The sequence below is a fragment of the Streptomyces sp. NBC_01498 genome (assembly GCF_036327775.1).
In the GTDB taxonomy this organism is placed as follows: domain Bacteria; phylum Actinomycetota; class Actinomycetes; order Streptomycetales; family Streptomycetaceae; genus Streptomyces.
On the sequence record NZ_CP109598.1, the window covers coordinates 5,453,305 to 5,475,934 of the forward strand.

Sequence of the window (22,630 nt, forward strand, 5' to 3'; positions counted from 1 at the left end):
GAGGACCAAGCGAATTGACCGGCCTGTCCGCTTTCCCGCTGCCCTTTCATGCTTCCCGTTCCATATCGTTCGCGACTCCCCGGACGCTGCGGGAAATTCAGATGATGCAGTGCAGCTCACACATCCGGGCGAAGCCGGGGTGGTTCGACAAGATGAACGATGCCGGAATTGTCGCCAGGTGGACCCGGGAAGCGGTCGCCCAGGGCCTCACGGAGGCGCAGGTTCGTTACGTACTCGCCGAACTCCCGCATTACGCCGCGCTGCGGGACGGACGAACCGGCGTCGAGGTTTCCGCCGTCGACGGAGTGTGGCAGTCGGACGCACTGATCGACGACGAACTCCGATCCCGCCTGCGTGAGGCGGTCCGGGTCCTGGAGCAGGTCCCCGAAGCGGAAAAGGACTGGCATCCCGGATCCGACGGCCAGGTACTGGATCTGGTACACCCCTCGCTGTTCTGCCTGGTGAGAGAAGTGAGCGGGGCTCCCGAGCGGGCCTGGAAGAATCCGACGAACCGGTACTCGAAGTACGAATTCTCGGAAAGGTTCCAGTGGCTGCCCACGGATGTCGACGTCAGTGACGACGGCGATGTCACTTTCCGCTCGTACGTCAACAACGTCCACCCCGAGAATCATCGCCAACTGGCCTCCGTCCTGCCGGACCTGTTCGCCCGCCTGCGTCCCCTGCTGGAGAACGTGCTCACCGATCTGCGCCATCCGCGGCCCCCGCGTATCAAGGTCAATCCCTTCGGGTGGTACGACTCGGAGCCGGAGCCTCCGGACAAATCCTCCTTCAGCGATGACGCGGCCTACGATGAAGCCCTCCACGCGTGGGAAGCGGCCCAGGACGACTGGTGGGAGAACCGCCGCCCGGTCGTCCCCGACGCCCCGGCTTTCGCCCCACCCCAGTTGCCCGACGAATCCACCCGGGTCGACCTGCGCGGCCGGCGTCTCCAGGTCATCGCCAAGCTCGCCACCATTCATCTCACCCCGGACAAGCCCGAGTACCCAGGCGGTTCCTGGCATGTCGAGGGCATGCTGAACGAACGGATCGTCTCGACCGCGATTTACTACTGGGACAGCGAGAACATCACCGAAAGCCGCCTGAGTTTCCGCGCGGCACTCGACGACCCCGACTACGAACAGAACGACGACAACGGCCTCCGCGAGGTCTACGGCCTGGAGGACGAAGACGCGCTGAACCAGCCGCTGGGATCGGCATCGACCCCGGCGGGCCGCTGCCTGGCATTCCCGAACATGCTGCAACACCGCGTCGGCTCATTCCGCCTCACGGACCCCGCCCGGCCGGGACACCGAAAAATCCTCGCCTTCTTCCTGGTCGACCCGTCGGAAACGATCGTCTCGACCTCCGACGTGCCACCCCAACAACCATGGTCCGACGACTCGACCATGACGCTGGAACAAGCCAATAACTACCGCGAACAACTGATGCGGGAACGCAAGTTCTTCATCGACGAACACAACGAGCAGCTCTACGAGCGCGAATTCTCCCTCTGCGAGCACTGATCCGGCCCTCCGGATTTCCTCGGAAGATTCAAGAACACCACCCTCGCCGGGAACCCGTCGGAGGAGTTGAACGACCGGAGCCGCAGCCGGACTCCAGATTCGGGGAGCCCGGGAACTGAATGCGGACACCGGCCGACGTCTGAGGGGACGACAAATCCAGGGAGGTCGGTCATGGAACGACGTACGTTCTTGCGCGCTTCGGCTCTGTCCGTCGGCGCGGCAGCCGGTGTCGGAGCACTCGACGAGGGCGCGTCGGCGATATCGGCGGCGAATCCCCTGCGTGTGGGGATACTGATGTTCGACGGTGTGGAGGAGCAGGACTTCATCGCCCCGGTGGAGGTACTCGGACTCGCGGGGCGGATGAGTGCCGGCGCGTTGACGACAGCCATGGTGACCACCGACCGGCCGGCCACGATCACCTGCACCTACGGGACGAAGGTGCGGGTCGACAACGGCTGGTCGCCTCGGGCGGCGGACGTACTGGTGGTGCCGGGCGGCGGCTACACGGCCAAGGACGGACCGGGCGTGAACAAGCTCATCGCCGACCGGGGTCTTCTCCGCCGGCTGGCCGCGTCCGAGACCCTGCCGGTCGGTATCTGTACGGGCGTGATGGTGCTGTCCGCGGCGGGGCTGACCAAGGGGCGCAATGTGACGACCCACGCGGGCGCGAAGGCGGATCTGGCAGCTCAAGGCGCGACGGTGATCAGCGCCCGCGTGGTCGATGACGGCGACCTGATCACCGGCGGCGGCATCACCTCCGGCCTGGACGTCGCACTGTGGCTGGTGGAGCGGTTCGTCGGCGCGGAACTCGCCCAGCGGGTGGAGACGGTCCTGGAGTACGAGCGACGCGGCACGGTCTGGCGACGGCCCTGAACGACGGCCCGGAGACGGCACTTGGCGTTCTGTGGCCACACATCCGGAGGGGCCGCGCTTCTGGTGCCTGAGTCGCGGCCCTCACGGAGCCTCGGACGTCCTGCCGATCACACCCGACGTGCCGCGCGATCCGGCCGTACGACGTCGACGGGCAGGTCCGGGGGACCAGAAACCCCGCCGGCGCGGGGAGTACGCGTCGTACAGGCGGATCGGGTGCGGGGTCAGGGGACCAACCTCGCAGGTGCGGGGAGCACAGGAGCTGACCCGACGTTTTATTGGCGCCTACGACGAGACAGCACGACGGAAGATCATGCCGGAGGTCGCCGAGCAGCGGATCCTCGACGCCTTCCAACAGGACGGCACGTGGGGGGCGTTGTTCCGCAAGACGAGCTGCGGGGTCGCGTACGCGCACGGAGAGGCCGACTACAACGGCCACTTCGGCATCCGGGAACTGTGCGACATCTGCCCCGAGGACCAGATCGCCCGGTGCCGGGCCGCGTGGGTCAAGCCTGATCCGGCAGCCGTCACGCGCGAAGCCCGAGCACTCGGTGCGACCGGTGTGGTGGAGGTCAACGACCGTGCCATCGTCGTGGAGGGACTGGACGAGCCGCCGCGCTACTTCCTCCAGCACGGCTTCGGCTACCAGTGCCACGACCGCACCAGACCCCACCACCACCGCCAACACGGCCGGGCCCCCATCGGCTGGACGGCGGAGAACGGACCCACCCCCGCATGAACTTCTCCTCCTGGCCCCCGCTGCTCGTGGTCGACGTCGAAGGCAACGGCGCCAACCCGCCCGACCTCGTCGAGGTCGCCGCCCTCCCCGTACGCGAGGGACACCCGGACACTGGCACGGCGGGTGCGTGGCTGACCAAGCCCCGGCATCCAGTGACCCCGTTCGCCGCCCGCGTCCACGGCCTGACGAACGACCGGCTGGAAAACGAACCCGGCTGGGAGGAGATCGCCGACCAGGTCCACACACTCCTCGGCACCTCATGGATCTGCGCCCACAACGCACACGTCGACCACCGAGTGCTCTCCGCACACCTCCCGACGTGGCAGCCGGCCGGAGTCATCGACACCCTCCGCCTCGCCAAAACCACCCACCCCGGCCTGCCCAAATACACCCTCGACGCCCTGATCGAACACCTCCGCCCGGACCTGACCCGGGCCCCCGCACATCGCCACCGCGCCACCTTCGACGCCTACGCCACCGCCCAGCTCCTGATCCTCATGGCCGACCGGTACGACACCTGGGACCAGCTCGTCGCCGCGGCCGTGCCGCCCGGCCTGCCCGGAGCCCCCGAACCAGACAAGGACCCCACCCTGTGGTGACCACCCCTCAGCCCGTCCGCATCGGCGTCATGGGCACCCACTCCACCGGCAAGACCACACTCCTCAAACGCATCGAAATGGAATTACGAGCCCACGGAATCCCCGTAACCCGCACCGGCCGACTCGGAAAACGCGCCGCACTCACCGGCCTGCCCAAGATGCAGCACCACACCGCCGCCTCCACCGAGTGGATCATCACCCAAGGCATCGCCGACGAAATCGCCGCAACCGCCCACCCCGGTCCCGAACCGATCCAGGTCATCCTCGCCGACCGCGCGGTCTGGGACGCCCTCGCCCACTTCCACGCCGCCCAAGCATGGCGACAGGAAACCCCCGACCCGCTGGAGTGCGAACGGCTCCGGCTCCTTACTTCCACGCAGGCGCAGAAGTACCACCTGCTCCTGGCCACGGTCCTCGACGAGGCCCTACCGGTCGAGAGCAAGCACGACTACGACGCCCGCTACCGAGCCCTGGTCGATCACCACACGCACGCGTTCCTCGCCGAAGACGAGATCCCGCACCAGCGCGTCACCAGCGACCCCGACAGCCAGGCGCATGCCGTCGAACTGGCGCTTCAACTCTGCCTCAACCAGGCCGCGCCATGAGCAGCACGCCGCCAGCGGCGCCATGACATCGCCGGGAAAACCGTCTCCCGCCTCGATCTCGACACCACGCGCCTGACCGGACCTCGGCACCTGGGGCGACTCCGGCGACCATTGCGACGAAAGTCGGCATGGTCCGGCCGACTCCCAACGGGTGGGTTCCGCACGGCCACCCCGTGTACCTGCGGGCCGTCGCATGCTCAGGAGGAGGCGACGACGCGAAGCCGAGCGCCGCGACTGAGAGCGGCCACTTGCGTGGTTGCAGTTGCGGCTGAAGGGCGGCTCTCGGATACCTGCCGCCGCACACAGCGACCGAACAAGCCGACGAGGGCCGCCACCCCGGCAATGGGGTAGCGGCCCTCGTAGTGTTCTGACGTCACGTCAGCACATCGATCCTGCGGCGCACACTCGGTGCACAAGGGGTGGAAAGCGAGCGGTCACTGTGAGAACTGGTGAGAAGTGTTCTCGCCGGTCAGTGCCTGTTTATGAGCCTTCCGCCCAAGTGGCCCGACCTTGCGGTTTAGATGTCGTAGTACAGCTCGAACTCGTGCGGGTGCGGGCGGAGTTGGATCGGGGCGATTTCGTTGGTGCGCTTGTAGTCGATCCAGGTCTCGATCAGGTCCGGCGTGAAGACGCCGCCCGCCTGGAGGTACTCGTTGTCCGCCTCCAGGGCGTCGAGGACCGCAGGGAGGGAGGTCGGGACCTGGGCCACGCCCGCGTGCTCCTCGGGGGCCAGTTCGTAGAGGTCCTTGTCGATCGGCTCCGCCGGCTCGATCTTGTTCTTGATGCCGTCGAGGCCCGCGAGGAGCAGGGCCGAGAAGGCGAGGTACGGGTTGGACGACGGGTCCGGGGCGCGGAATTCGACGCGCTTGGCCTTCGGGTTGGAGCCCGTGATCGGGATGCGCATCGCGGCCGAGCGGTTGCGCTGGGAGTAGACCAGGTTGACCGGGGCCTCGAAGCCGGGGACCAGGCGGTGGTACGAGTTGACCGTCGGGTTGGTGAACGCCAGCAGCGACGGCGCGTGGCGCAGGATGCCGCCGATGTAGTAGCGGGCGGTGTCCGAGAGGCCCGCGTAACCCTGCTCGTCGTAGAAGAGCGGGTCGCCGCCGGCCCACAGGGACTGGTGGACGTGCATGCCGGAGCCGTTGTCGCCGAAGATCGGCTTGGGCATGAAGGTCGCGGACTTGTTGTTGCGCCAGGCGACGTTCTTCACGATGTACTTGAAGAGCATCAGGTCGTCGGCCGCGGCGAGCAGCGTGTTGAACTTGTAGTTGATCTCGGCCTGGCCGGCGGTGCCCACCTCGTGGTGCTGGCGCTCGACCTCGATGCCGACGCGGTCCAGCTCCAGGGAGATCTCGGCGCGCAGGTCGGCGAAGTGGTCGACCGGCGGGGCGGGGAAGTAGCCGCCCTTGTAGCGGACCTTGTAGCCGCGGTTGTCCTCGGTCGAGCCCGTGTTCCAGGCGCCGGCCTCGGAGTCGATGTGGTAGAAGCTCTCGTTCGACGTCGTGTTGAAGCGCACGTTGTCGAACACGTAGAACTCGGCCTCGGGGCCGAAGTACGCGGTGTCCGCGATGCCGGTGGAGGCGAGATACGCCTCCGCCTTCTTGGCGATGTTGCGCGGGTCGCGGCTGTACTGCTCACCCGTGATCGGGTCGTGGATGAAGAAGTTGATGTTCACCGTCTTGTCGCGGCGGAAGGGGTCGACCCGGGCCGTCGACAGGTCCGCGCGAAGCGCCATGTCCGACTCGTGGATCGCCTGGAAACCGCGGATCGACGAGCCGTCGAAAGCCAGCTCGTCCGCCGGGTCGAACGCCTTGGCCGGGATCGTGAAGTGCTGCATCACGCCCGGCAGGTCGCAGAACCGGACGTCGACGAATTTCACGTCCTCGTCGGCGATGAACTTCTTGGCCTCGTCGGCGTTCTGGAACATCCAGCTCCTCCTCCTCCCGTCCCGGGGAGGGGCGGGGGTTTGTCGCTACTGGTCGTGCGGCCAGTGCGGTGGCACACGCAGGACCCGACCATAGGTATGCGTGATTTCTCAAGCATGACCCATTTGTTTCGCTGAAGTTAACCGGCCTGGATGTGCGCCGTTCCACGGATCGGCCACGGCGGCCGGAAACCGCTCGGACGGCAGCAGGCGCGTGGGCCGGTGCGTTGTCGGGTCCGTGGTGATCCGTACCCCCCGGGAGCGGGTGTACGCACCCCCGCGCAGTACCGTGGTCGGGTGGACAACAGGCAAGCAATCGGATCGTGGCTCTCCGGACCGCGCGCGACGGCCGAGGAGATGGGCGCGGACTTCGGGTACCGGGGCGAGCGGCTCGGGCTGCCTAAGGAAGGGCCCGGTTCCGTCGCCTCCTTCGGTCGGCGTTTCGGCGCGCTCTTCCTCGACTGGGCGCTGTGCCTGCTGATCGCGTACGGACTGTTCGCACGTGACCCGCAGACCGCGGCCAACTGGGCGCTCGGTGTGCTGCTGCTCCTGCACGTCGTCACCGTCGGGACGATCGGCTCCACGCCCGGCAAGCGGGTCTTCGGGCTGCGCGTCATCTCCGAGGGCCGTGACCGGCTCGGCCTCGGGTGGGCAGTGGTCCGCGCCGTGCTGCTCTGCCTCGCCGTACCGGCGCTCATCTGGGACCGCGACGGGCGCGGGCTGCACGACCGGCTCGCCCGCGCCGTACAGGTCCGGATCTAGGGATCCGGCGCGACGAGGGATCCGGCGACGACAGCGACGAGGGATCCGGCGACGACAGCGGGGAAAGACGGAGAGGAAGCAAAGCGGGCGGCGGGAACTCGGTTCCCGCCGCCCTCCTGGTGTCCGGTGAAGACCGGTCAGCGCATCTTTCCGCCGCGCGGCATCCGCATGCCCTTCGGCATCGGGCCCTTCGGCAGCGGCATGTTGCTCATCAGGTCGCCCATCGCCCGGAGCCGGTCGTTGGCGGCCGTCACCTGCGGGCCGGACAGCACCCGGGGCAGCTTGAGCATCGTCGTACGGACCTTCTTGAGCGGCACCTGGCCCTCGCCGTCGCCGACGATGATGTCGTGCACCGGTGCGTCGATGACGATGCGGGCCATCTTCTTCTTCTCGGCCGCCAGCAGCCCCTTCAGCCGGTTCGGGTTGCCCTCGGCCACCAGGACGATGCCGGCCTTGCCGACCGCGCGGTGGATCACGTCCTGGCTGCGGTTCATCGCCACCGCGGGAGTGGTGGACCAGCCCCGGCCCACGTTCTCCAGCACGGCCGCCGCAGCTCCCGGCTGGCCCTCCATCTGCCCGAAGGCAGCGGCCTCGGCACGGCGGCCGAAGACGATCGCCATCGCGAGGAAGGCCAGAATGAAGCCAAGGATGCCCAGGTAGACGGGGTGACCGACCAGAAAGCCGATCGCGAGGAGGACACCGAAGGTGACGATTCCCACGCCCGCGAGGACGAGACCGACCCGCTTGTCGACCCGTCGGGTCATCTTGTAGGTAAGAGCGATCTGTTTCAGTCGCCCAGTTTCCGCCGCAGTGTCTGCGTTTTCCTTCCTCGCCATGAACCGCAGTTTACGTGGCTCAGGGAGTGCGGCCCGACGCGGCCTCCAGTACGTGCTGCGCCTCGACCCGGTCCTGGGCCCTGCGGCGGTCCTCGAGGACGGCCGTCCAGGCGTTCCTGCGGGCCCGGCGCTGGCCGCTGCTGAGCAGAAGCGACTCCATGGCGCGCAGGGCGTGGGAGACGGAGGGGAGCGGGGTGGGGCGGGTGGCTGCCGCCATCACCTCGGTGAGCGGTCCTTCCGGGGCGGCCTGCATGTGGCTGTTCCTCCTGGGAACGAGTACGGGGCGGGTTACGGGTGCGGGTGCGGCGCGAGTGCGGGTGCGGGGTCCGTACGCGTACGGGTCGTGGAACCGGCGGGGTGGTTCGGACCCGGGGCCGGGCCGCGAACCGGTGTACGAGGGCGCGTGGTCACCAGGGTCGCTCCCCGGTGTTACCAGTGGGTGACCAAGCGGTCAAACGGCCGTGAATGCCCGAAGCCGGCCCCCGAACGGCCGCCGCGGCCCGTACACCGCCCCCAACCTGCGGAGCGGCGCGCGGGCCGCGACGGTGCGGCCGTTACTGTTCGGTAGTCTCTTGTGCTCGGATTCACACGGGGCCGTGCCCGACGGGCGGGCCGATCCGGCCGGGACCGCACCGGCGGGCGGATGTCGCCCGGCCCGCCACCGACCCGCGGACGGGGCGCCGCCCGACCCGACCCCGACCCCACCGGGCGGGCCCGGACCGCCTCACACCGTCTGCTGGACCGACTCCGCGCTCCGGCGTTCCATCGCCTGCTGGAAGAGGCGCCCGGCCCGGTACGAGGAGCGGACCAGCGGGCCCGACATCACTCCGGAGTAGCCGATCGCGTCGGCCTCCTCCTTCAGCTCCACGAACTCCTGCGGCTTCACCCAGCGTTCGACGGGGTGGTGGCGCGCGGAGGGGCGCAGGTACTGCGTGATCGTGATCAGCTCGCAGCCCGCGTCGTGCAGGTCGCGCAACGCGTCGCTGACCTCCTCACGGGTCTCGCCCATGCCGAGGATCAGATTGGACTTGGTGATCAGACCGGCCTCGCGGGCGCGGGTGATGACGTCGAGGGAGCGGTCGTAACGGAAGCCGGGGCGGATGCGCTTGAAGATCCGCGGCACCGTCTCGACGTTGTGCGCGAGCACCTGCGGGCGCGCCGAGAAGACCTCGGCCAGCTGGGCGGGCTCGGCGTTGAAGTCGGGGATGAGGAGCTCGACCTTGGTACGGCCCGCCTCCCGCTCCGCCGTCTGCTCGTGGATCTGGCGCACGGTCTCCGCGTACAGCCAGGCGCCGCCGTCCTCCAGGTCGTCGCGCGCGACGCCGGTGATCGTGGCGTAGTTCAGGTCCATCGTGACGACGGACTCGCCGACCCGGCGCGGCTCGTCGCGGTCCAGCGCCGCCGGCTTGCCGGTGTCGATCTGGCAGAAGTCACAGCGCCGGGTGCACTGGTCGCCGCCGATGAGGAAGGTCGCCTCGCGGTCCTCCCAGCACTCGTAGATGTTGGGACAGCCGGCCTCCTGGCACACGGTGTGCAGACCCTCGCTCTTCACGAGCTTCTGCATCGCGGTGTACTCGGGCCCCATCTTCGCCCGGGTCTTGATCCACTCGGGCTTGCGCTCGATGGGGGTCTGGCTGTTCCGGACCTCCAGGCGCAGCATCTTGCGTCCGTCGGGTGCGACAGCGGACACGTCCGGCACCTCTCTCTGCTGGCGCGGCATTCGAATCTTCGGTGAAGACCAGAGTACGCCCGTTGATTACTTGGTTCTGCGTGGCCATGACGTCCACATGACTCGGGGACGGCACGGCTCAGGGACGACAGCGCTCAGGGACGACGCGGATGAACAACGCCGGGGCCGGTCACGGGCATTCCCCCGGGGCCCGGGGGCGGGGTCCTTCGTACGAGGTCACCGGGGCCGGGTTGCGGTGTCGGGCCCGGGGCCCGGTTCAGGCCCGTGCCGGCTCGGCCGGGGTCTCCTCCGTCGCGCGCGGCCTCGGTTCCGCCTGCTCCAGCACGTTCCGCAGATGGTGCTCCACCACGGGCAGCACCTCGGCGACGGTCACGGCGCGCGCCGGCCCGTTCCCGGGCTCCCGCCCGGCTCCCTGACCCAGTTCGTACGCCAGTGAGGTCACGCCCGCGTCGCGGATCCCGCACGGCACGATCCGGTCGAACCAGGTGTTGTCCGGGTTCACGTTCAGCGCGAAGCCGTGCATCGTGACGCCCTTCGCGACCCGGATGCCGATCTGGGCGAGCTTGCGGTCCTCGCGGCGCTGGCCCGCGTTGGACGGCGCGTACTCCGGGCCGCTCAGCCGGGGGTCGAACTCGGCGTCGTTCACCCGGGGGTCGAAGTCCAGCGACAGGCCGCCCAGGGCTTGGCGCTCCTCCACCGGATCGCCGAGCACCCATACGCCGCTGCGGCCCTCCACGCGCGTGGTGCGCACACCGAAGTCGGCCGCCGTACGGATGAGCGCCTCCTCAAGACGGCGTACGTGCGCCACCACGTCCACGGGACGCGGCAGCTTCAGGATCGGATAGCCGACGAGCTGGCCCGGACCGTGCCAGGTGATCCGGCCGCCCCGGTCGACGTCCACGACGGGCGTCCCGTCCAGGGGCCGCTCGCTGTCCTCGGTACGACGCCCCGCCGTGTACACCGGCGGATGTTCGAGCAGCAGGCAGGTGTCGGGGACCTCGTCCGCGAAACGGGCCGCGTGGACCTCGCGCTGCTTCTGCCAGGCCGCCCGGTACTCCACGGCGTCCTCGCCGAAGCCCAGATGGACGAACCGCAGCTCACTCACGGCAATGCCTCCCTCGTCTGCGCCCGGGGACCCGGGAGTGCCCCCGTGACCGCCGGGCACGGTGCGCGTGGCGCGCCCCAGCCACTGTACGACCGCGGCCCCCGGCGGTGTCCGGCAGGCCCGGACCGGCGGCGGAGGGCCCTCGGGGCGGCCCGGGGCCGGTTCGTGAGCCGGCGGCGGCCGGTCCGCGAACCGTGCCGGAGGCGCTACGGGGCCGGTGTACGCGGCACGTCAGCCACGCCCGTAATCCTCACACGATCGGATGAATGTGGGACGAACGTGACGGCGCGAGCCGCTCCGACCGCTAAATTCGCGCCGTTCCATGAGGGCTGCTCTCGGGGCCCGGAAGGCAGGAGACCGTACAGCTGATGTCGGAACGACCTCCGCAGCGCATCCCCAACCGCCAGCTCGCCGCGCTCATCGCAGAAGCCGGTTTCTCCCACGCGGGTCTCGCCCGCCGGGTGGACCAGCTCGGGCTCGAACACGGCCTGGATCTGCGGTACGACAAAACGTCCGTGACGCGGTGGCTGCGGGGGCAGCAGCCGCGCGGCACCACGCCCGCGCTGATCGCCGAGGTCTTCACGCGCCGGCTCGGCCGCCGCCTCTCCGCCCAGGACCTGGGGCTGGACGCCTGCGCGCCCGTGTACGCGGGGCTGGAGTTCGCGGCCTGTCCCGACGAGGCCATCGACATCGTCAGCGGGCTCTGGCGCAAGGACTCCGGGAGTCACGCGGAGCTGCGCAAGATCGCGTTCACCCCGGCGGGGCTCGTCGTCCCGAGCCGCGACTGGCTCATCGGCCGTGCGGACGAGCGCGTCGGCCACGACGGTCCGACGCCGCGACCCGGTTCCGGTTCCGCTGCCGCCCCGGTGCCGGGACAGGCGGGCGGACCCCGGCCCCACGCGCCCAGGGTTCCGGGGGCGGCCTCCCCGCCGCCCCCGGGGAGATCGTCCTCCTACAGAGGCGCGGGCGCCCCGGGCACCTCCGTAGGCGGCGCCGCCGGGGCGGGCCGTGTCCCGGAGGCCGCGCGGGTGCCCGTCCAGGGCCGCGCGAGCGTGCCCCGGCAGGCCGTCCCCGCCGGGGTCCCGCCCGCCCGGGGCACCGACCGCGTACCGGGCCAGCGGGTCGGCGCGGGCGACGTCGCGGCGCTGAGCTCCGTCGGCGAGCTGTTCCGCACCCTCGACCAGGCGTACGGCGGCGGCCACGCCCGCCAGGCACTGGTCCGGTATCTGGAGCACGAGTGCGAGCCCATGCTCCGGGGCGTCTACGGGGAGGTCACCGGGCGCAAGCTGTTCGGCGCCGCGGCCGACCTCACCCGGCTGGCCGGCTGGACCTCGTACGACATCGCCGCGCACGGACTCGCCCAGCGCTACTTCGTGCAGGCCCTGCGGCTGTCCCAGGCGGCGGGCGACCGCGCGCACGGCTCCTTCGTGCTGATCACCATGAGCCGTCAGGCCGTCTACCTGGGCCACGGCCGGGAGGCCGTCCAGCTGGCCCGGGTCGCCCAGCAGGGCGTCGGCTCGTCCGCCCCGCCGGTGGTGCAGGCGCTGCTGCACGCCGTCGAGGCGCGCGGGCACGCCGTGCTCGGCGAGGCGCGGGCCTGCACCACCTCCCTCGCGCGGGCCGAGCACGCCCTGGAGGCGGCCCGGCCGGGCGACGACGTGCCGCACTGGGCGCGCACCTTCGACGAAGGGCAGCTTGCCGACGAGTTCGGGCACAGCTACCGGGACCTCCAGCAGTACCGCGCCGCCGTCCAGCACACCGAGCGCTCGCTGCGGCTGCGGCCCGCCGCCTTCGCGCGCAGCCGCCTCTTCTGCCGGGTGGTGCTCGCCTCCTCCCGCCTGGGACTCGGCGAACTGGAACAGGCGTGCGCCCTGGGGGCGGAGGCGGCGCAGCAGGCCACGGAGATCCGTTCGGCGCGCGCGGTGGACTACGTACGGGACTTCGAGCGGCGGCTGGAGCCGTACCGGGAGTCGGCGGCGGCCCGCGCCTACCGCGACCGGGTCGCGGCGATCGGCTGAGCGGCCCCGGGCATGAGCGGCCTCCGGGCCCCCGTCTCCCGGTGCGGGCCCCTTCGCCTCCGTGCCTCCCGGCGTTGCCCCTGGACCGCCCTCCCGCCGTTCTCAGGCCGCCGTGGGCAGCTGGAGCGTCCCGTGGTCGGGCCGTACGCCCAGGTCGTCCAGGATCGCGTACGCGGCCCTGCGGCCCGACGAGAGCGCTCCCTGGACGGTGCTGGTGTCCCGGTGGTCCCCGCACACGTACAGCCCCGACAACAGCCGCACCTGACGGCGCAGATCGTGCGGGGCGGGCATGGCGGGGACCGCCTCCGCGTCGTGCTGGACGGCCAGCAGTTCCCAGTCGGCGGTCGACGTGCCGTACAGCGTCTCCAGATGCGCGCGGACCGCGCGGTCCAGTTCCGCCTCGGGGGGCGGCGTACGGAGCCCGAGCACCGTCGAGGAGATCAGCGGCCGGCCCGCCGGCGCGCGCGTCGGGTCCACGGCGCTCATCACCATCGTGTGCGCGACGGGGCCGCCGCGCCGGTCGCCGTCCAGAAGAAGCGCGGGCTCCGTCAGCGGCGCCGTGGGCGCCGTGTGGTGAAGCACCGTCACGGGGTGGAAGTCCGGCACCCGCAGCCCCGGCAGCAGTTCGGCGGCGGCGCGGGCACCGGTCGCCACGAGCAGCGAACGGCAGCTGATCTCGCCGTGCTCCTTCGTACCGACGGAGCTGATCGACGCGTCCGTCACGCACACGCCCGTGCGCACCGTGCCCGGCGGAAGGGTGGCCGCCAGCAGCTCGGGCAGGGCGGTGGCGCCGCCCTCGGGGACGCACAGCCGCCCCCGGGCGAAGCTGCGCAGGGCGAGATCGGCGCAGCGGCTGGACGTGGTGAGGTCGGGGTCGCAGAGCAGCGCGGACAGCAGCGGGCGTACGAAGCCGTCGACCGTACGCGGGGGCAGTCCGCGCGCGGAAAGGGCGGCGAGGGCGGGGCGTTCGGGGCGGGCCAGCAGCCGGTTCACCGGGGTGGTCGCGAGCCGGCCGAAGGCCGCGTGGAGGCGGGCCTGGTCGAGTGCGTTGCCCAGCGGGGGGCGGGCGGTGGGGCGGGTGGCCCTGGCGCCGGGGGCGCGGGTCCGGGTGGTCCGGGTGCGTGGGGCGCTTGCCAGGGCGCGTGCGGCGGTGAGTGCGCCCCGCGCGCTCCCCGTGGCGACGGTGACGCCCGCCCGGTGGTGCCGGCCCTCGCTGTGGACCAGCACGCCCGGTGAGAACGTCCGCAGCGCGGCGTCGCTGAGGGCGGGGGTGCGCAGCAGTTCCGGGTACGAGGTGTTGAGCAACTGGCCGATGCGGTCGAGGCGGAAACCGTCGAGGTGTTCGGTGGCCATCCTGCCGCCGATGTAAGGGGCGCTTTCCAGGACGGTGACTGTTACACCGGCCCGGGTCAGCTGGTGGGCCGCCGACAGGCCGGCGATTCCGGCGCCGATGATGACGACGTCCGCGTGAGGTTCAGTAGTGAGCACGTGCCTCTCCCCGAGGTCGGCGCGGCTGTCCGGTCCGGGGCCGGTACCCCGCCCCACTCGGGAAACACCCGAGTGCGGATCGAGAGTAGGAAGAGAACCGGCCGTTCGCACTCGCGCAGTGGCGGGGTCATCGGGGCGTGCGGGGCGCACGCGAGTCCCGGTCCGGCGGCCCGACGCCACGGCCCCGTGAGGGGTGTGACCCCGCCCTCGGTACGGAGGGCCCGCCCGCCCCCGCGTTCCGCCACCCACGCTACTCCGGCGCCGCCGCGCGGATCGACTCCTCGATCGTCGGGAACGCGAAGGTGAACCCCGATTCCAGCAGCCGGGCCGGCCGCGCCCGCTGGCTGCTCAGCATGTCCTCCGCGAACCCGCCCAGCGCCGCCTTCAGCGCCACCGGGGGCACCGTGAGGGCCGTCGGACGGCGCAGCACCCGGCCCATCGCCGCCGTGACCTCGCGATTGGTCACCGGCTCGGGCGCGGTGAGGTTCACCGGCCCGGACAGGGCCCCCCGGTCGATCAGGTGCCGCAGCGCCGCCACGTGGTCGTGCAGGGCGATGAAGCTCCAGTACTGGCGCCCGTCGCCCAGCCGGCCGCCCAGCCCCGCGCGGAACAGCGGGAACAGCCGCCCCCAGGCGCCGCCCTCGCGGGCCACGACGAGGCCCGTGCGGGCGAACACCGTCCGTACGCCCGCGTCCTTCGCGGGGGCCGCAGCGGCCTCCCACGCGACGCACACGGAGGGCAGGAAACCCTCGCCGGGCGGAGCCGTCTCGTCCACCGCGCGGTCGCCCGTGTCTCCGTAGAAGCCGATCGCCGACCCGCACACCAGGACTCTCGGCGGGGCGTCCAGGGAGGCGACGGCCTCGGCGATCGCCGTCGTACCGAGGACGCGGCTGTCCCGGATCTCCTTCTTGTACGCGGCCGTCCACCGGTGGTCCGCGACGCCCGCGCCCGCGAGGTGGACGACCGCCTCGCAGCCGTACAGCCCGCCCGCGTCCACATACCGCCGGGAGGGGTCCCACTCGACCTCGTCGCCCGTCCGCGCGGGGTGCCGGACCAGCCGGACCACCTCGTGGCCGTCCGTCCGCAGGGAGCGCGTGAGCGCCGAACCGATGAGTCCGTGGGAGCCGGTGATCGCGATCCTCATGGGACCCATCCTGATGCCACCCGCCCGCATGGGACAGTTGGCGCCATGCGTGAACCCGCCGTACCGGTCATACGCGTCGCCCTTCCTGCGGACGACGAGGCTCTCGGGCAGCTCGACCACGACACCTGGTCGACGCTGCACGCGGTGACGCCCCGGCCCGGTCCGGCCGCGACCTTCTTCGACGAGCGGCACCGGCCGCGCGACTACGTCGTCGCCGAGGTCGACGGCCGGATCGCCGGCTATCTGCGCCTCGCGCCGCCCAGCTCGCTCGCCGCCCACGCGCACGTCCGGGAGATCCAGGGCCTCGCGGTGCACGCGTGGGCGCGGCGGCGCGGCGTGGCACGGCTGCTGCTGCGCGCCGCGGTGGACCGGGCGCGGGCGGAGGGCGCGCTGCGGATCACGCTGCGGGTGCTCGGGTACAACGGGCCGGCCCGCGCGCTCTACGAGGCGGAGGGCTTCGCGGTGGAGGGCGTGCGGCCGGGGGAGCTGTTCCTGGACGGGCAGTACGTGGACGACGTGTTCATGGGGCGCTCGCTGGACCTCTGAGGGCGTGGGGGAGCGGCCGGTCGCCCGAGGACGCCGGGGGAGCGGCCGGGGGCGCCGAGGCGGCGTGCGGTGACGTGCCGGGGCCGTACGCGCGGCCGGGTGCCGAGCCGGCAGCCCGTTGCGGGGCTCGGGGCGCGCGGTGCGGGGGTGGACGGCGTGCGGTGGGCGGTGGGCGCTCAGTCGACGCCGAACCGCTCCCAGAGGCGCGGGAGCCGGTCGGCGAGCGCCTGGCTGTCCTCGAAGTCGACCGGGGTGCCCTCCGGCTCCGCGGCCTGCGGGGAGACCCCCAGATCGGGTGCGACGGCGCCGGTGAGCTGCTCGTACGCCTCGTCCGCCGCGTACCCCAGCTCCTCGCCGTCCCCGTCGACCTCGTCGTCGAACTCGCCGATCAGCTCCGCGAGGCTGTCCGGGTCGTGCACGCCGTCCTCGAAGACCTCCCGGCCCTGGCCGATGAGCCAGCAGCGGAAGTAGTCGAACGCGTCGTCGCCGGCCCCGCCGAGCAGGATCGCGGCGGCGGCCCACAGGTCCCAGCGGTACGCGCGGTTGTAGCGGGTCTCGAAATGCCGGGCGAAGTCCAGGACCGAGTCCGGGTCCAGTTGGAGCAGTCTCTCCACGACCAGATCGGCGTGCTCGTCCGGGTCACCGCCCGCGGCCTCGCGCGTGGCGTCGATGATCTCCCAGAACTCCGTCTCGTCGGTCACGGGTACAGCATCGTGGGTGGCGGGGGGCGGCGCACGCGGAGTAGGGAAAGCGGGGGAGATCAGTTCCGGCGCAACCAGGACATTCGCCGCGCGCCAAACGGACAGAGGATGTCTCCTTTCTGTGGAACGGTCGTGGCGACCGTCCGACAGAGAGGGAACCGGCTGATGACCGACAAGCCGTTGGCAGGGAAGATCGCGCTGGTGGCCGGGGCCACCCGGGGAGCGGGACGGGCCATCGCCGTGGAGCTGGGGGCCCTGGGCGCGACGGTGTACGCGACCGGGCGCACCACGCGGGCGAAGGCCAGTGAGGTGGGCCGGCCCTCGGAGACCATCGAGGAGACGGCCGAACTGGTCACCGGCGCGGGCGGCGAGGGCATCGCCGTACCGACCGACCATCTGGAGATCGAGCAGGTACGCGCCCTGGTGGAGCGGATCGACCGGGAGCAGGGCCGGCTGGACGTGCTGGTCAACGACGTGTGGGGCGGGAACAAGTTCCTCGACTTCGACACGCCCGTGTGGGAGGTCGACCTGGAACGCGGGCTGCGGATGCTGGACCTGGGGGTACGGACCCACCTGATCACCACCGGTCTCGCGCTGCCCCTGCTCGTACGGCGGCCGGGCGGTCTGGTCGTCGAGGTCACGGACGGCACGAAGGAGACCAACAAGGCACCGCGCGACAACTTCTACTTCGACCTCGCGAAGAACGCCCCGATCCGTATGGCCTTCGTGCTGGCCGGGGAGCTGAAGCGGGTGGGCGGCACGGCGGTCTCGGTCACCCCCGGGTTCCTTCGTTCGGAGGAGATGCTCGACGGCTTCGGCATCACCGAGGAGAACTGGCGGGAGGGCGTCAAGATCCACCGGCACTTCGCGCTGTCGGAGACGCCGGTGTATCTGGGCCGGGGAATCGCGGCTCTCGCGGCTGACCCGGAGCGCGACAGGTGGGCCGGGAAGTCGTTGTCCAGCGGGGAGTTGGCGAAGGAGTACGGGATCACGGACGCGGACGGCAGCAGGCCCGACGTATGGGCCTACATGGCCGCCGAGGCGGCGGCTCCGGCCGGGACGGAGCTTTCGATGGACGGCTATCGGTAGGAGGACCCGAGGGACGGGAGGGACGGGACGACGCCGCTCCGGGCCGGACGGGGCCCGGGGCTGTGTCTTCGACGGTCCGCCCGGGGCGCGTTGCCCGGCGCGCGCGTGGTGTGACTGGCGTCGCGTGGCGGGAGGCGTCACGGCGCGGAGGCGTTACGGCGCGGAGGTGCCGGGGCGGTAGAGGCGGGCCGTGCGGGCGGCTGAGTCGGCGAAGCGGGAACGCAGCTCCGCCGGTTCCAGCACCTCCAACTCCGCTCCCATGGCGAACAGTTGGGTGAACGCCACGTCCGGTGACTCGACCGGCAGCGTGAGGGTCGTCCAGCCGCCCTCGTCCGGCGGGCCCGCAGCTTCCACGGCTTCCCGCACGGAGGCCCGGTCGGCCACGTACGGCAGCCGGGACAGGCCCTCCGGTGAGAGCCGGAGCACCACCTCCGTACGGAGGATCGACCGCGCGAACTGCGCCGCCCGCTCCTCCCAGAACGCGGGCAGATCGAAGGAGATGTCGCGGGCGAAACGCTCCTCCGAGAGCGTGACCTCCGTGAAGCGGTCGATCCGGTAGACCCGTAAGGACGTGTCGGCGCGCGCGCAGAGGTACCAGACGCCCGCCTTGAGGACGAGCCCGTACGGCGCCAGCTCCCGCTTCACCTCGGCGTCCTGGCGCTTGTAGCGGGCGACGACGACCCGGTCGTCCCACACCGCCTCGGCGACGGCCGCCAGCCACTCGGGCGTCTCCGGTTCCTGATACCAGCCGGGCGCGTCCAGATGGAAGCGCTGCGCCGCCGAGTCCGGCGCGCCCCGCAGCGACGGCAGCAGCGCCGCCGACACCTTCAGCCGGGCGGCGGACGCGGCGTCCTCCAGGCCCATCTCGCGGAGCGCGTTCGGCAGCCCGGAGAGGAACAGGGCCTCCGCCTCGCCCCGTGCCAGCCCCGTGAGGCGCGTGCGGTAGCCGCCGACGAGCCGGTAGCCGCCGGACCGCCCCCGGTCCGCGTAGACGGGCACCCCGGCCTCGGAGAGGGCGAGCGCGTCGCGGGTCACGGTGCGCTCGGACACCTCCAGCTCGCGCGCCAGCTCCGCGCCGGTCATGGAGGGCCGTGCCTGGAGAAGAAGCACCATCTTGATCAGCCGGGCAGCGCGCATGAACCCATTCTCCCCCGCCCACGTGTACCCGACGGCCTTGACCGTCGCGGCAGTTGGGACGGGCGCGACCGCCGTCCCGCCGGCCGGCCCGAGAGCCGACCTCATGAGGAAGCGGCCTCCGCCCCGATCACCGGGAACCTGATCGCACCGGGACACCCGATCACCAGGAGCCGATCACCGGGTGCCCTGGTTGCCGGGAGCCCCGGCCACCATCGGCCGGGCGACGGAGGCCGCTTCCTTACGGAGGGCGTACCGCCCTCAGAGGCCGTAGCGCTCGCGCGCCTCCTTGACCGCCGACGCGGGCACCTCGCCGCGCCGCGCGAGCTGCGCCAGCGCCGCGACCGCGATCGACCGCGCGTCGACACCGAAGTGCCGCCGGGCCGCGTCACGCGTGTCGGAGATCCCGAAGCCGTCCGTACCGAGCGAGGACCAGTCCTGCTCCACCCATTGGCTGATCTGGTCCGGCACCTGCCGCATCCAGTCGCTGACGGCCAGCACCGGCCCCGGCGCCCCCTCCAGGGCACGCGTCACGTACGGCACGCGCGACTCGCCGCGCAGCAGCGCCTCGTCGCACTCCAGCGCGTCCCTGCGCAGCTCGCCCCAGGACGTCGCGGACCAGACGTCGGCCGTGACCCCCCACTCGGCGGCGAGCAGTTCCTGGGCCTCCAGGACCCAGTGGATGGCCGTGCCGGAGGCGAGCAGCTGGAGCCTCGGCGCGTCGGCCCTCGCGGGCACGCCCTCCTTGAAGCGGTACAGGCCCTTGACGATGCCCTCCTCCACGCCCTCGGGCATGGCGGGCTGGGGCTTCGGCTCGTTGTAGACGGTGAGGTAGTAGAAGACGTCCTCCGCGTCGGGGCCGTACATCCGCCGCAGACCGTCCTTGACGATCACCGCCAGCTCGTACGCGAACGCCGGGTCGTAGTTCAGCGACGCCGGGTTGGTCGACGCGAGCAGATGCGAATGGCCGTCCGCGTGCTGGAGGCCCTCACCCGTCAGGGTCGTCCGGCCGGCCGTCGCGCCGACGATGAAGCCCTTGCCGAGCTGGTCGGCGAGCTGCCACATCTGGTCGCCCGTGCGCTGCCAGCCGAACATCGAGTAGAAGATGTAGAACGGGATCATCGTCTCGCCGTGCGTCGCGTACGACGTCGCGGCGGCGATGAAGTCGGCCATCGAACCGGCCTCGGTGATCCCCTCGTTGAGGATCTGACCGTCCTTGGCCTCCTTGTAGTACATGATCTGGTCGCGGTCGACCGGGTCGTACGTCTGCCCCAGCGGCGAGTAGATGCCGGCCGACGGGAACAGCGCCTCCATACCGAAGGTGCGCGCCTCGTCGGGGACGATCGGGACCCAGCGCCTGCCGGTCTCCTTGTCCCGCATCAGGTCCTTGACCAGCCGCACGAACGCCATGGTCGTGGCGACCGGCTGTTTCCCGGAGCCCTTGTAGACGGTCTGGAACGTCTTCTCCGACGGCTCCGGCAGGGCCACGGCGTGCACCCGGCGGGCCGGTGCGGGCCCGCCCAGCTCCGCGCGCCTCTCCTGGAGGTAGCGGACCTCGGGGGAGTCGGCGCCGGGGTGCCAGTACGGGACCAGGTCCTCGGTCAGCTTCGCGTCCGGGATGGGCAGTTCGAGCAGGTCGCGCATGGTGCGGAACTGCTCGCCGGAGAGCTTCTTCATCTGGTGGTTGGCGTTGCGCGACTCGAAGCCGGTGCCGAGCGTGTAGCCCTTCACCGTCTGCGCGAGGACCACGGTCGGCGCGCCCTTGTGGGCGAGGGCGGCGCGGTAGGCCGCGTACACCTTGCGGGCCTCGTGACCGCCGCGCGAGGAGTGGAAGCACTCGTCGATCTTCGCGTCGCTCAGCAGCTTCGACAGCTCGACCAGCGCGGGCTCCGCGCCGAAGAAGTGCTCACGGATGTACGCGACATCGCGGGTGGCGTACGTCTGGAACTGCGCGTCCGGTACCGCGCGCAGCCTCCTTACGAGGGCGCCCGTGGTGTCGAGCGCGAACAGCTCGTCCCACGCCGAGCCCCACAGCGACTTGACGACGTTCCAGCCCGCGCCCCGGAACTGGGACTCCAGCTCCTGCACGATCTTGAAGTTGGCGCGCACGGGGCCGTCGAGGCGCTGGAGGTTGCAGTTGATGACGAAGGTGAGGTTGTCCAGCCCCTCGCGGGCCGCGAGGGCGAGTGCCGCCGTCGACTCGGGCTCGTCCATCTCGCCGTCGCCGAGGAACGCCCAGACGTGGGAGCCGGAGGTGTCCTTGATCCCGCGGTTCGCCAGATAGCGGTTGAAGCGCGCCTGGTAGATCGCGGAGAGCGGGCCGAGGCCCATGGAGACGGTGGGGAACTCCCACAGCCACGGCAGCCGCCTCGGGTGCGGGTACGAGGGAAGGCCCTTGCCGCCCGCCTCCTGACGGAAGTTGTCGAGGTGCTCCTCGGTGAGCCGGCCGTCGAGGAACGCGCGGGCGTAGATGCCGGGCGAGGCGTGGCCCTGGATGTAGAGCTGGTCGCCGGAGCCGTCGGGCCCCTCCTTGCCGCGGAAGAAGTGGTTGAAGCCGGTCTCGTAGAGCCAGGCCGCCGAGGCGAAGGTGGCGATGTGGCCACCGACACCGTGGCGCGCGCCACGGGTCACCATGGCGGCGGCGTTCCACCGGTTCCAGCCGGCGATCCGCTGCTCCATCGCCTCGTCGCCGTCGAAGGCGGGCTCGGCGGCGGTCGGGATCGTGTTGACGTAGTCCGTCTCCAGCAGGGCGGGCACCGGGACCCCGGCGCTCGCGGCGTGCTGGAGGGTGCGCCGCATCAGATACGCCGCACGGTGCGGGCCCGCGTGCTCGGCGACGGCGTCGAGAGAGGCCGCCCATTCGGCGGTTTCCTCGGCGTCGCGGTCCGGGAGCTGATCGAGCTCGCTCGGAAGCTTGCCTACGGGGTCGGGCATGGTCGCCGCCTTCCGGTCACACAGGAGGGGGTGGAGATGAGGGGTGAGGGGGTGGAGAGGGGTGGAGAGAAGCCGTGTCTGGCAGGACAGGGCGGCGGGCCGGGTGAGGCCCGCTGTCGACTGTAAAGCTCTGATCGATGATCGATCAAAGAGTTGAACGGCAAAATTTCATGATCTGAAGAAATTGGCATTCAGTGCCGGTGGGCAGGGCACGCGGTGACGTCGCAAAACGGTACGAAGGCGACGTCCGATCAGGCGCGTGGCGCACATCCGAGCACGTGATCCTTCACCAGAGCGCCGATGGCGGGGTCGCGGCGGCGGAACGCCTCGACCAGATCCTGGTGCTCCTCCGCGTACGACTTCTGGACCGTACCGAGCCACCGGATCGACAGCGCGGTGAACACCTCGATGCCGAGCCCCTCCCAGGTGTGCAGCAGCACCCCGTTCCCGGCCGCGCGCACCAGCTCCCGGTGGAAGTCCACGGTGTGCCGCACCTGCGCCGTCCCGTCGGCCCGCCGGTCCGCCTCGTACAGCGCCGTCACGTGCGGCTCCAGGGCGGAGGTGTCGGCCGCCAGCCGCTCGGCGGCCAGCTCGGCGGCGATCTGCTCCAGACCGGCCCGCACGGGATAACTCTCCTCCAGATCGGCGGCGGTCAGATTCCGTACCCGGACGCCCTTGTTGGGCGCGGACTCGATCAGCCGCAGCGACTCCAGCTCGCGCAGCGCCTCCCGCACGGGTGTCTGGCTCACGGCCAGCTCGGTCGCGATCCGCCGCTCGACGATCCGCTCACCCGGCTTCCAGCGTCCGCTGACGATGCCCTCCACGATGTGCTCGCGGATCTGCTCACGGAGGGAGTGGATGACGGGCGGGGGCGGGGTCATGGGTGGGGGCGGGGTCATGACGGAGCTCCTTCGGGCGACCGA

The 22,630-nt window shown here is 71.2% G+C and carries 20 protein-coding genes; 9 read left to right on the forward strand and 11 right to left on the reverse strand.

Features of this window, described 5'->3' with window-relative positions:
• The first annotated feature begins 14 nt into the window (after positions 1–14).
• The 5 genes from OG875_RS23270 to OG875_RS23290 all read left to right on the forward strand — a co-directional run bounded on the left by OG875_RS23270 (position 15) and on the right by OG875_RS23290 (position 4,336).
• Positions 15–1,523: a DUF4246 domain-containing protein gene (locus OG875_RS23270; RefSeq protein WP_330176162.1), complete on the forward strand. Its 1,509-nt coding sequence runs from the start codon at positions 15–17 to the stop codon at positions 1,521–1,523.
• A 171-nt stretch (positions 1,524–1,694) separates the two neighbouring features.
• Positions 1,695–2,396, forward strand: a complete 702-nt coding sequence (locus OG875_RS23275; protein WP_330176163.1) for a DJ-1/PfpI family protein — start codon at positions 1,695–1,697, stop codon at positions 2,394–2,396.
• Positions 2,397–2,637: 241 nt separating this feature from the next.
• Positions 2,638–3,132, forward strand: a complete 495-nt coding sequence (locus OG875_RS23280; RefSeq protein ID WP_330176164.1) for a hypothetical protein — start codon at positions 2,638–2,640, stop codon at positions 3,130–3,132.
• Positions 3,129–3,731: a 3'-5' exonuclease gene (locus OG875_RS23285; protein WP_330176165.1), complete on the forward strand. Its 603-nt coding sequence runs from the start codon at positions 3,129–3,131 to the stop codon at positions 3,729–3,731. The genes OG875_RS23280 and OG875_RS23285 overlap by 4 nt, the downstream gene beginning before the upstream one ends.
• Entirely contained in the window at positions 3,728–4,336 is a 609-nt protein-coding gene (locus OG875_RS23290; protein WP_330176166.1) for a hypothetical protein, read from the forward strand. Before OG875_RS23285 ends, OG875_RS23290 begins: the two co-directional genes overlap by 4 nt.
• 517 nt (positions 4,337–4,853) lie before the next feature.
• Here the strand turns inward: OG875_RS23290 and glnA are convergent.
• Entirely contained in the window at positions 4,854–6,263 is a 1,410-nt protein-coding gene (gene glnA / locus OG875_RS23295) for a type I glutamate--ammonia ligase (protein WP_330176167.1), read from the reverse strand.
• A 294-nt stretch (positions 6,264–6,557) separates the two neighbouring features.
• Between glnA and OG875_RS23300 the strand changes: the two genes are divergently transcribed.
• The gene (locus OG875_RS23300) at positions 6,558–7,022 is read left to right on the forward strand and encodes an RDD family protein (protein ID WP_330176168.1); all 465 of its coding nucleotides are present in this window, start codon (positions 6,558–6,560) and stop codon (positions 7,020–7,022) included.
• 137 nt (positions 7,023–7,159) lie between these two features.
• On the opposite strand, the gene OG875_RS23305 is transcribed toward OG875_RS23300, so the two are convergent.
• The 4 genes from OG875_RS23305 to lipB all read right to left on the reverse strand — a co-directional run bounded on the left by OG875_RS23305 (position 7,160) and on the right by lipB (position 10,653).
• Positions 7,160–7,858, reverse strand: a complete 699-nt coding sequence (locus OG875_RS23305; RefSeq protein WP_330176169.1) for a DUF4191 domain-containing protein — start codon at positions 7,856–7,858, stop codon at positions 7,160–7,162.
• Positions 7,859–7,877: 19 nt separating this feature from the next.
• Positions 7,878–8,111: an SCO2195 family GlnR-regulated protein gene (locus tag OG875_RS23310; protein ID WP_330176170.1), complete on the reverse strand. Its 234-nt coding sequence runs from the start codon at positions 8,109–8,111 to the stop codon at positions 7,878–7,880.
• Positions 8,112–8,582: 471 nt separating this feature from the next.
• A complete protein-coding gene (lipA, locus tag OG875_RS23315; protein ID WP_330176171.1) occupies positions 8,583–9,548 on the reverse strand; it encodes a lipoyl synthase in 966 nt (321 codons plus the stop codon).
• A 256-nt stretch (positions 9,549–9,804) separates the two neighbouring features.
• The gene (gene lipB, locus OG875_RS23320; protein ID WP_330176172.1) at positions 9,805–10,653 is read right to left on the reverse strand and encodes a lipoyl(octanoyl) transferase LipB; all 849 of its coding nucleotides are present in this window, start codon (positions 10,651–10,653) and stop codon (positions 9,805–9,807) included.
• Between the two features lie 368 nt (positions 10,654–11,021).
• Between lipB and OG875_RS23325 the strand changes: the two genes are divergently transcribed.
• Positions 11,022–12,671 (forward strand): regulator, encoded by a 1,650-nt coding sequence (locus OG875_RS23325; RefSeq protein ID WP_330176173.1) that lies wholly within the window; start codon positions 11,022–11,024, stop codon positions 12,669–12,671.
• Between the two features lie 102 nt (positions 12,672–12,773).
• Here OG875_RS23325 and OG875_RS23330 read toward each other — a convergent pair whose 3' ends face one another.
• Both OG875_RS23330 and OG875_RS23335 read right to left on the reverse strand, forming a co-directional pair.
• Entirely contained in the window at positions 12,774–14,159 is a 1,386-nt protein-coding gene (locus OG875_RS23330; RefSeq protein ID WP_330176174.1) for an NAD(P)/FAD-dependent oxidoreductase, read from the reverse strand.
• A gap of 250 nt (positions 14,160–14,409) precedes the next feature.
• Complete coding sequence (locus OG875_RS23335; protein ID WP_330176175.1) at positions 14,410–15,312, reverse strand: TIGR01777 family oxidoreductase; 903 nt, start codon at positions 15,310–15,312, stop codon at positions 14,410–14,412.
• Positions 15,313–15,348: 36 nt separating this feature from the next.
• On the opposite strand from OG875_RS23335, the gene OG875_RS23340 reads away from it, so the two are divergent.
• Entirely contained in the window at positions 15,349–15,849 is a 501-nt protein-coding gene (locus OG875_RS23340; protein ID WP_330176176.1) for a GNAT family N-acetyltransferase, read from the forward strand.
• A 176-nt stretch (positions 15,850–16,025) separates the two neighbouring features.
• Here the strand turns inward: OG875_RS23340 and OG875_RS23345 are convergent, their stop codons facing one another.
• A complete protein-coding gene (locus tag OG875_RS23345; protein ID WP_330176177.1) occupies positions 16,026–16,550 on the reverse strand; it encodes a DUF4240 domain-containing protein in 525 nt (174 codons plus the stop codon).
• 165 nt (positions 16,551–16,715) lie between these two features.
• Here OG875_RS23345 and OG875_RS23350 point away from each other — a divergent pair, with 165 nt between their 5' ends.
• On the forward strand, positions 16,716–17,639 hold the full coding sequence (locus OG875_RS23350; RefSeq protein ID WP_330176178.1) for an SDR family oxidoreductase: 924 nt from the start codon (positions 16,716–16,718) through the stop codon (positions 17,637–17,639).
• Between the two features lie 153 nt (positions 17,640–17,792).
• Here OG875_RS23350 and OG875_RS23355 read toward each other — a convergent pair whose 3' ends face one another.
• The 3 genes from OG875_RS23355 to OG875_RS23365 all read right to left on the reverse strand — a co-directional run bounded on the left by OG875_RS23355 (position 17,793) and on the right by OG875_RS23365 (position 22,588).
• Positions 17,793–18,776, reverse strand: coding sequence for a helix-turn-helix transcriptional regulator (locus OG875_RS23355; protein WP_330176179.1), 984 nt, complete (start codon positions 18,774–18,776; stop codon positions 17,793–17,795).
• A 258-nt stretch (positions 18,777–19,034) separates the two neighbouring features.
• A complete protein-coding gene (gene aceE / locus OG875_RS23360; protein ID WP_330176180.1) occupies positions 19,035–21,707 on the reverse strand; it encodes a pyruvate dehydrogenase (acetyl-transferring), homodimeric type in 2,673 nt (890 codons plus the stop codon).
• Positions 21,708–21,958: 251 nt separating this feature from the next.
• Positions 21,959–22,588: a GntR family transcriptional regulator gene (locus tag OG875_RS23365; protein ID WP_330177873.1), complete on the reverse strand. Its 630-nt coding sequence runs from the start codon at positions 22,586–22,588 to the stop codon at positions 21,959–21,961.
• Positions 22,589–22,630: the final 42 nt, after the last annotated feature.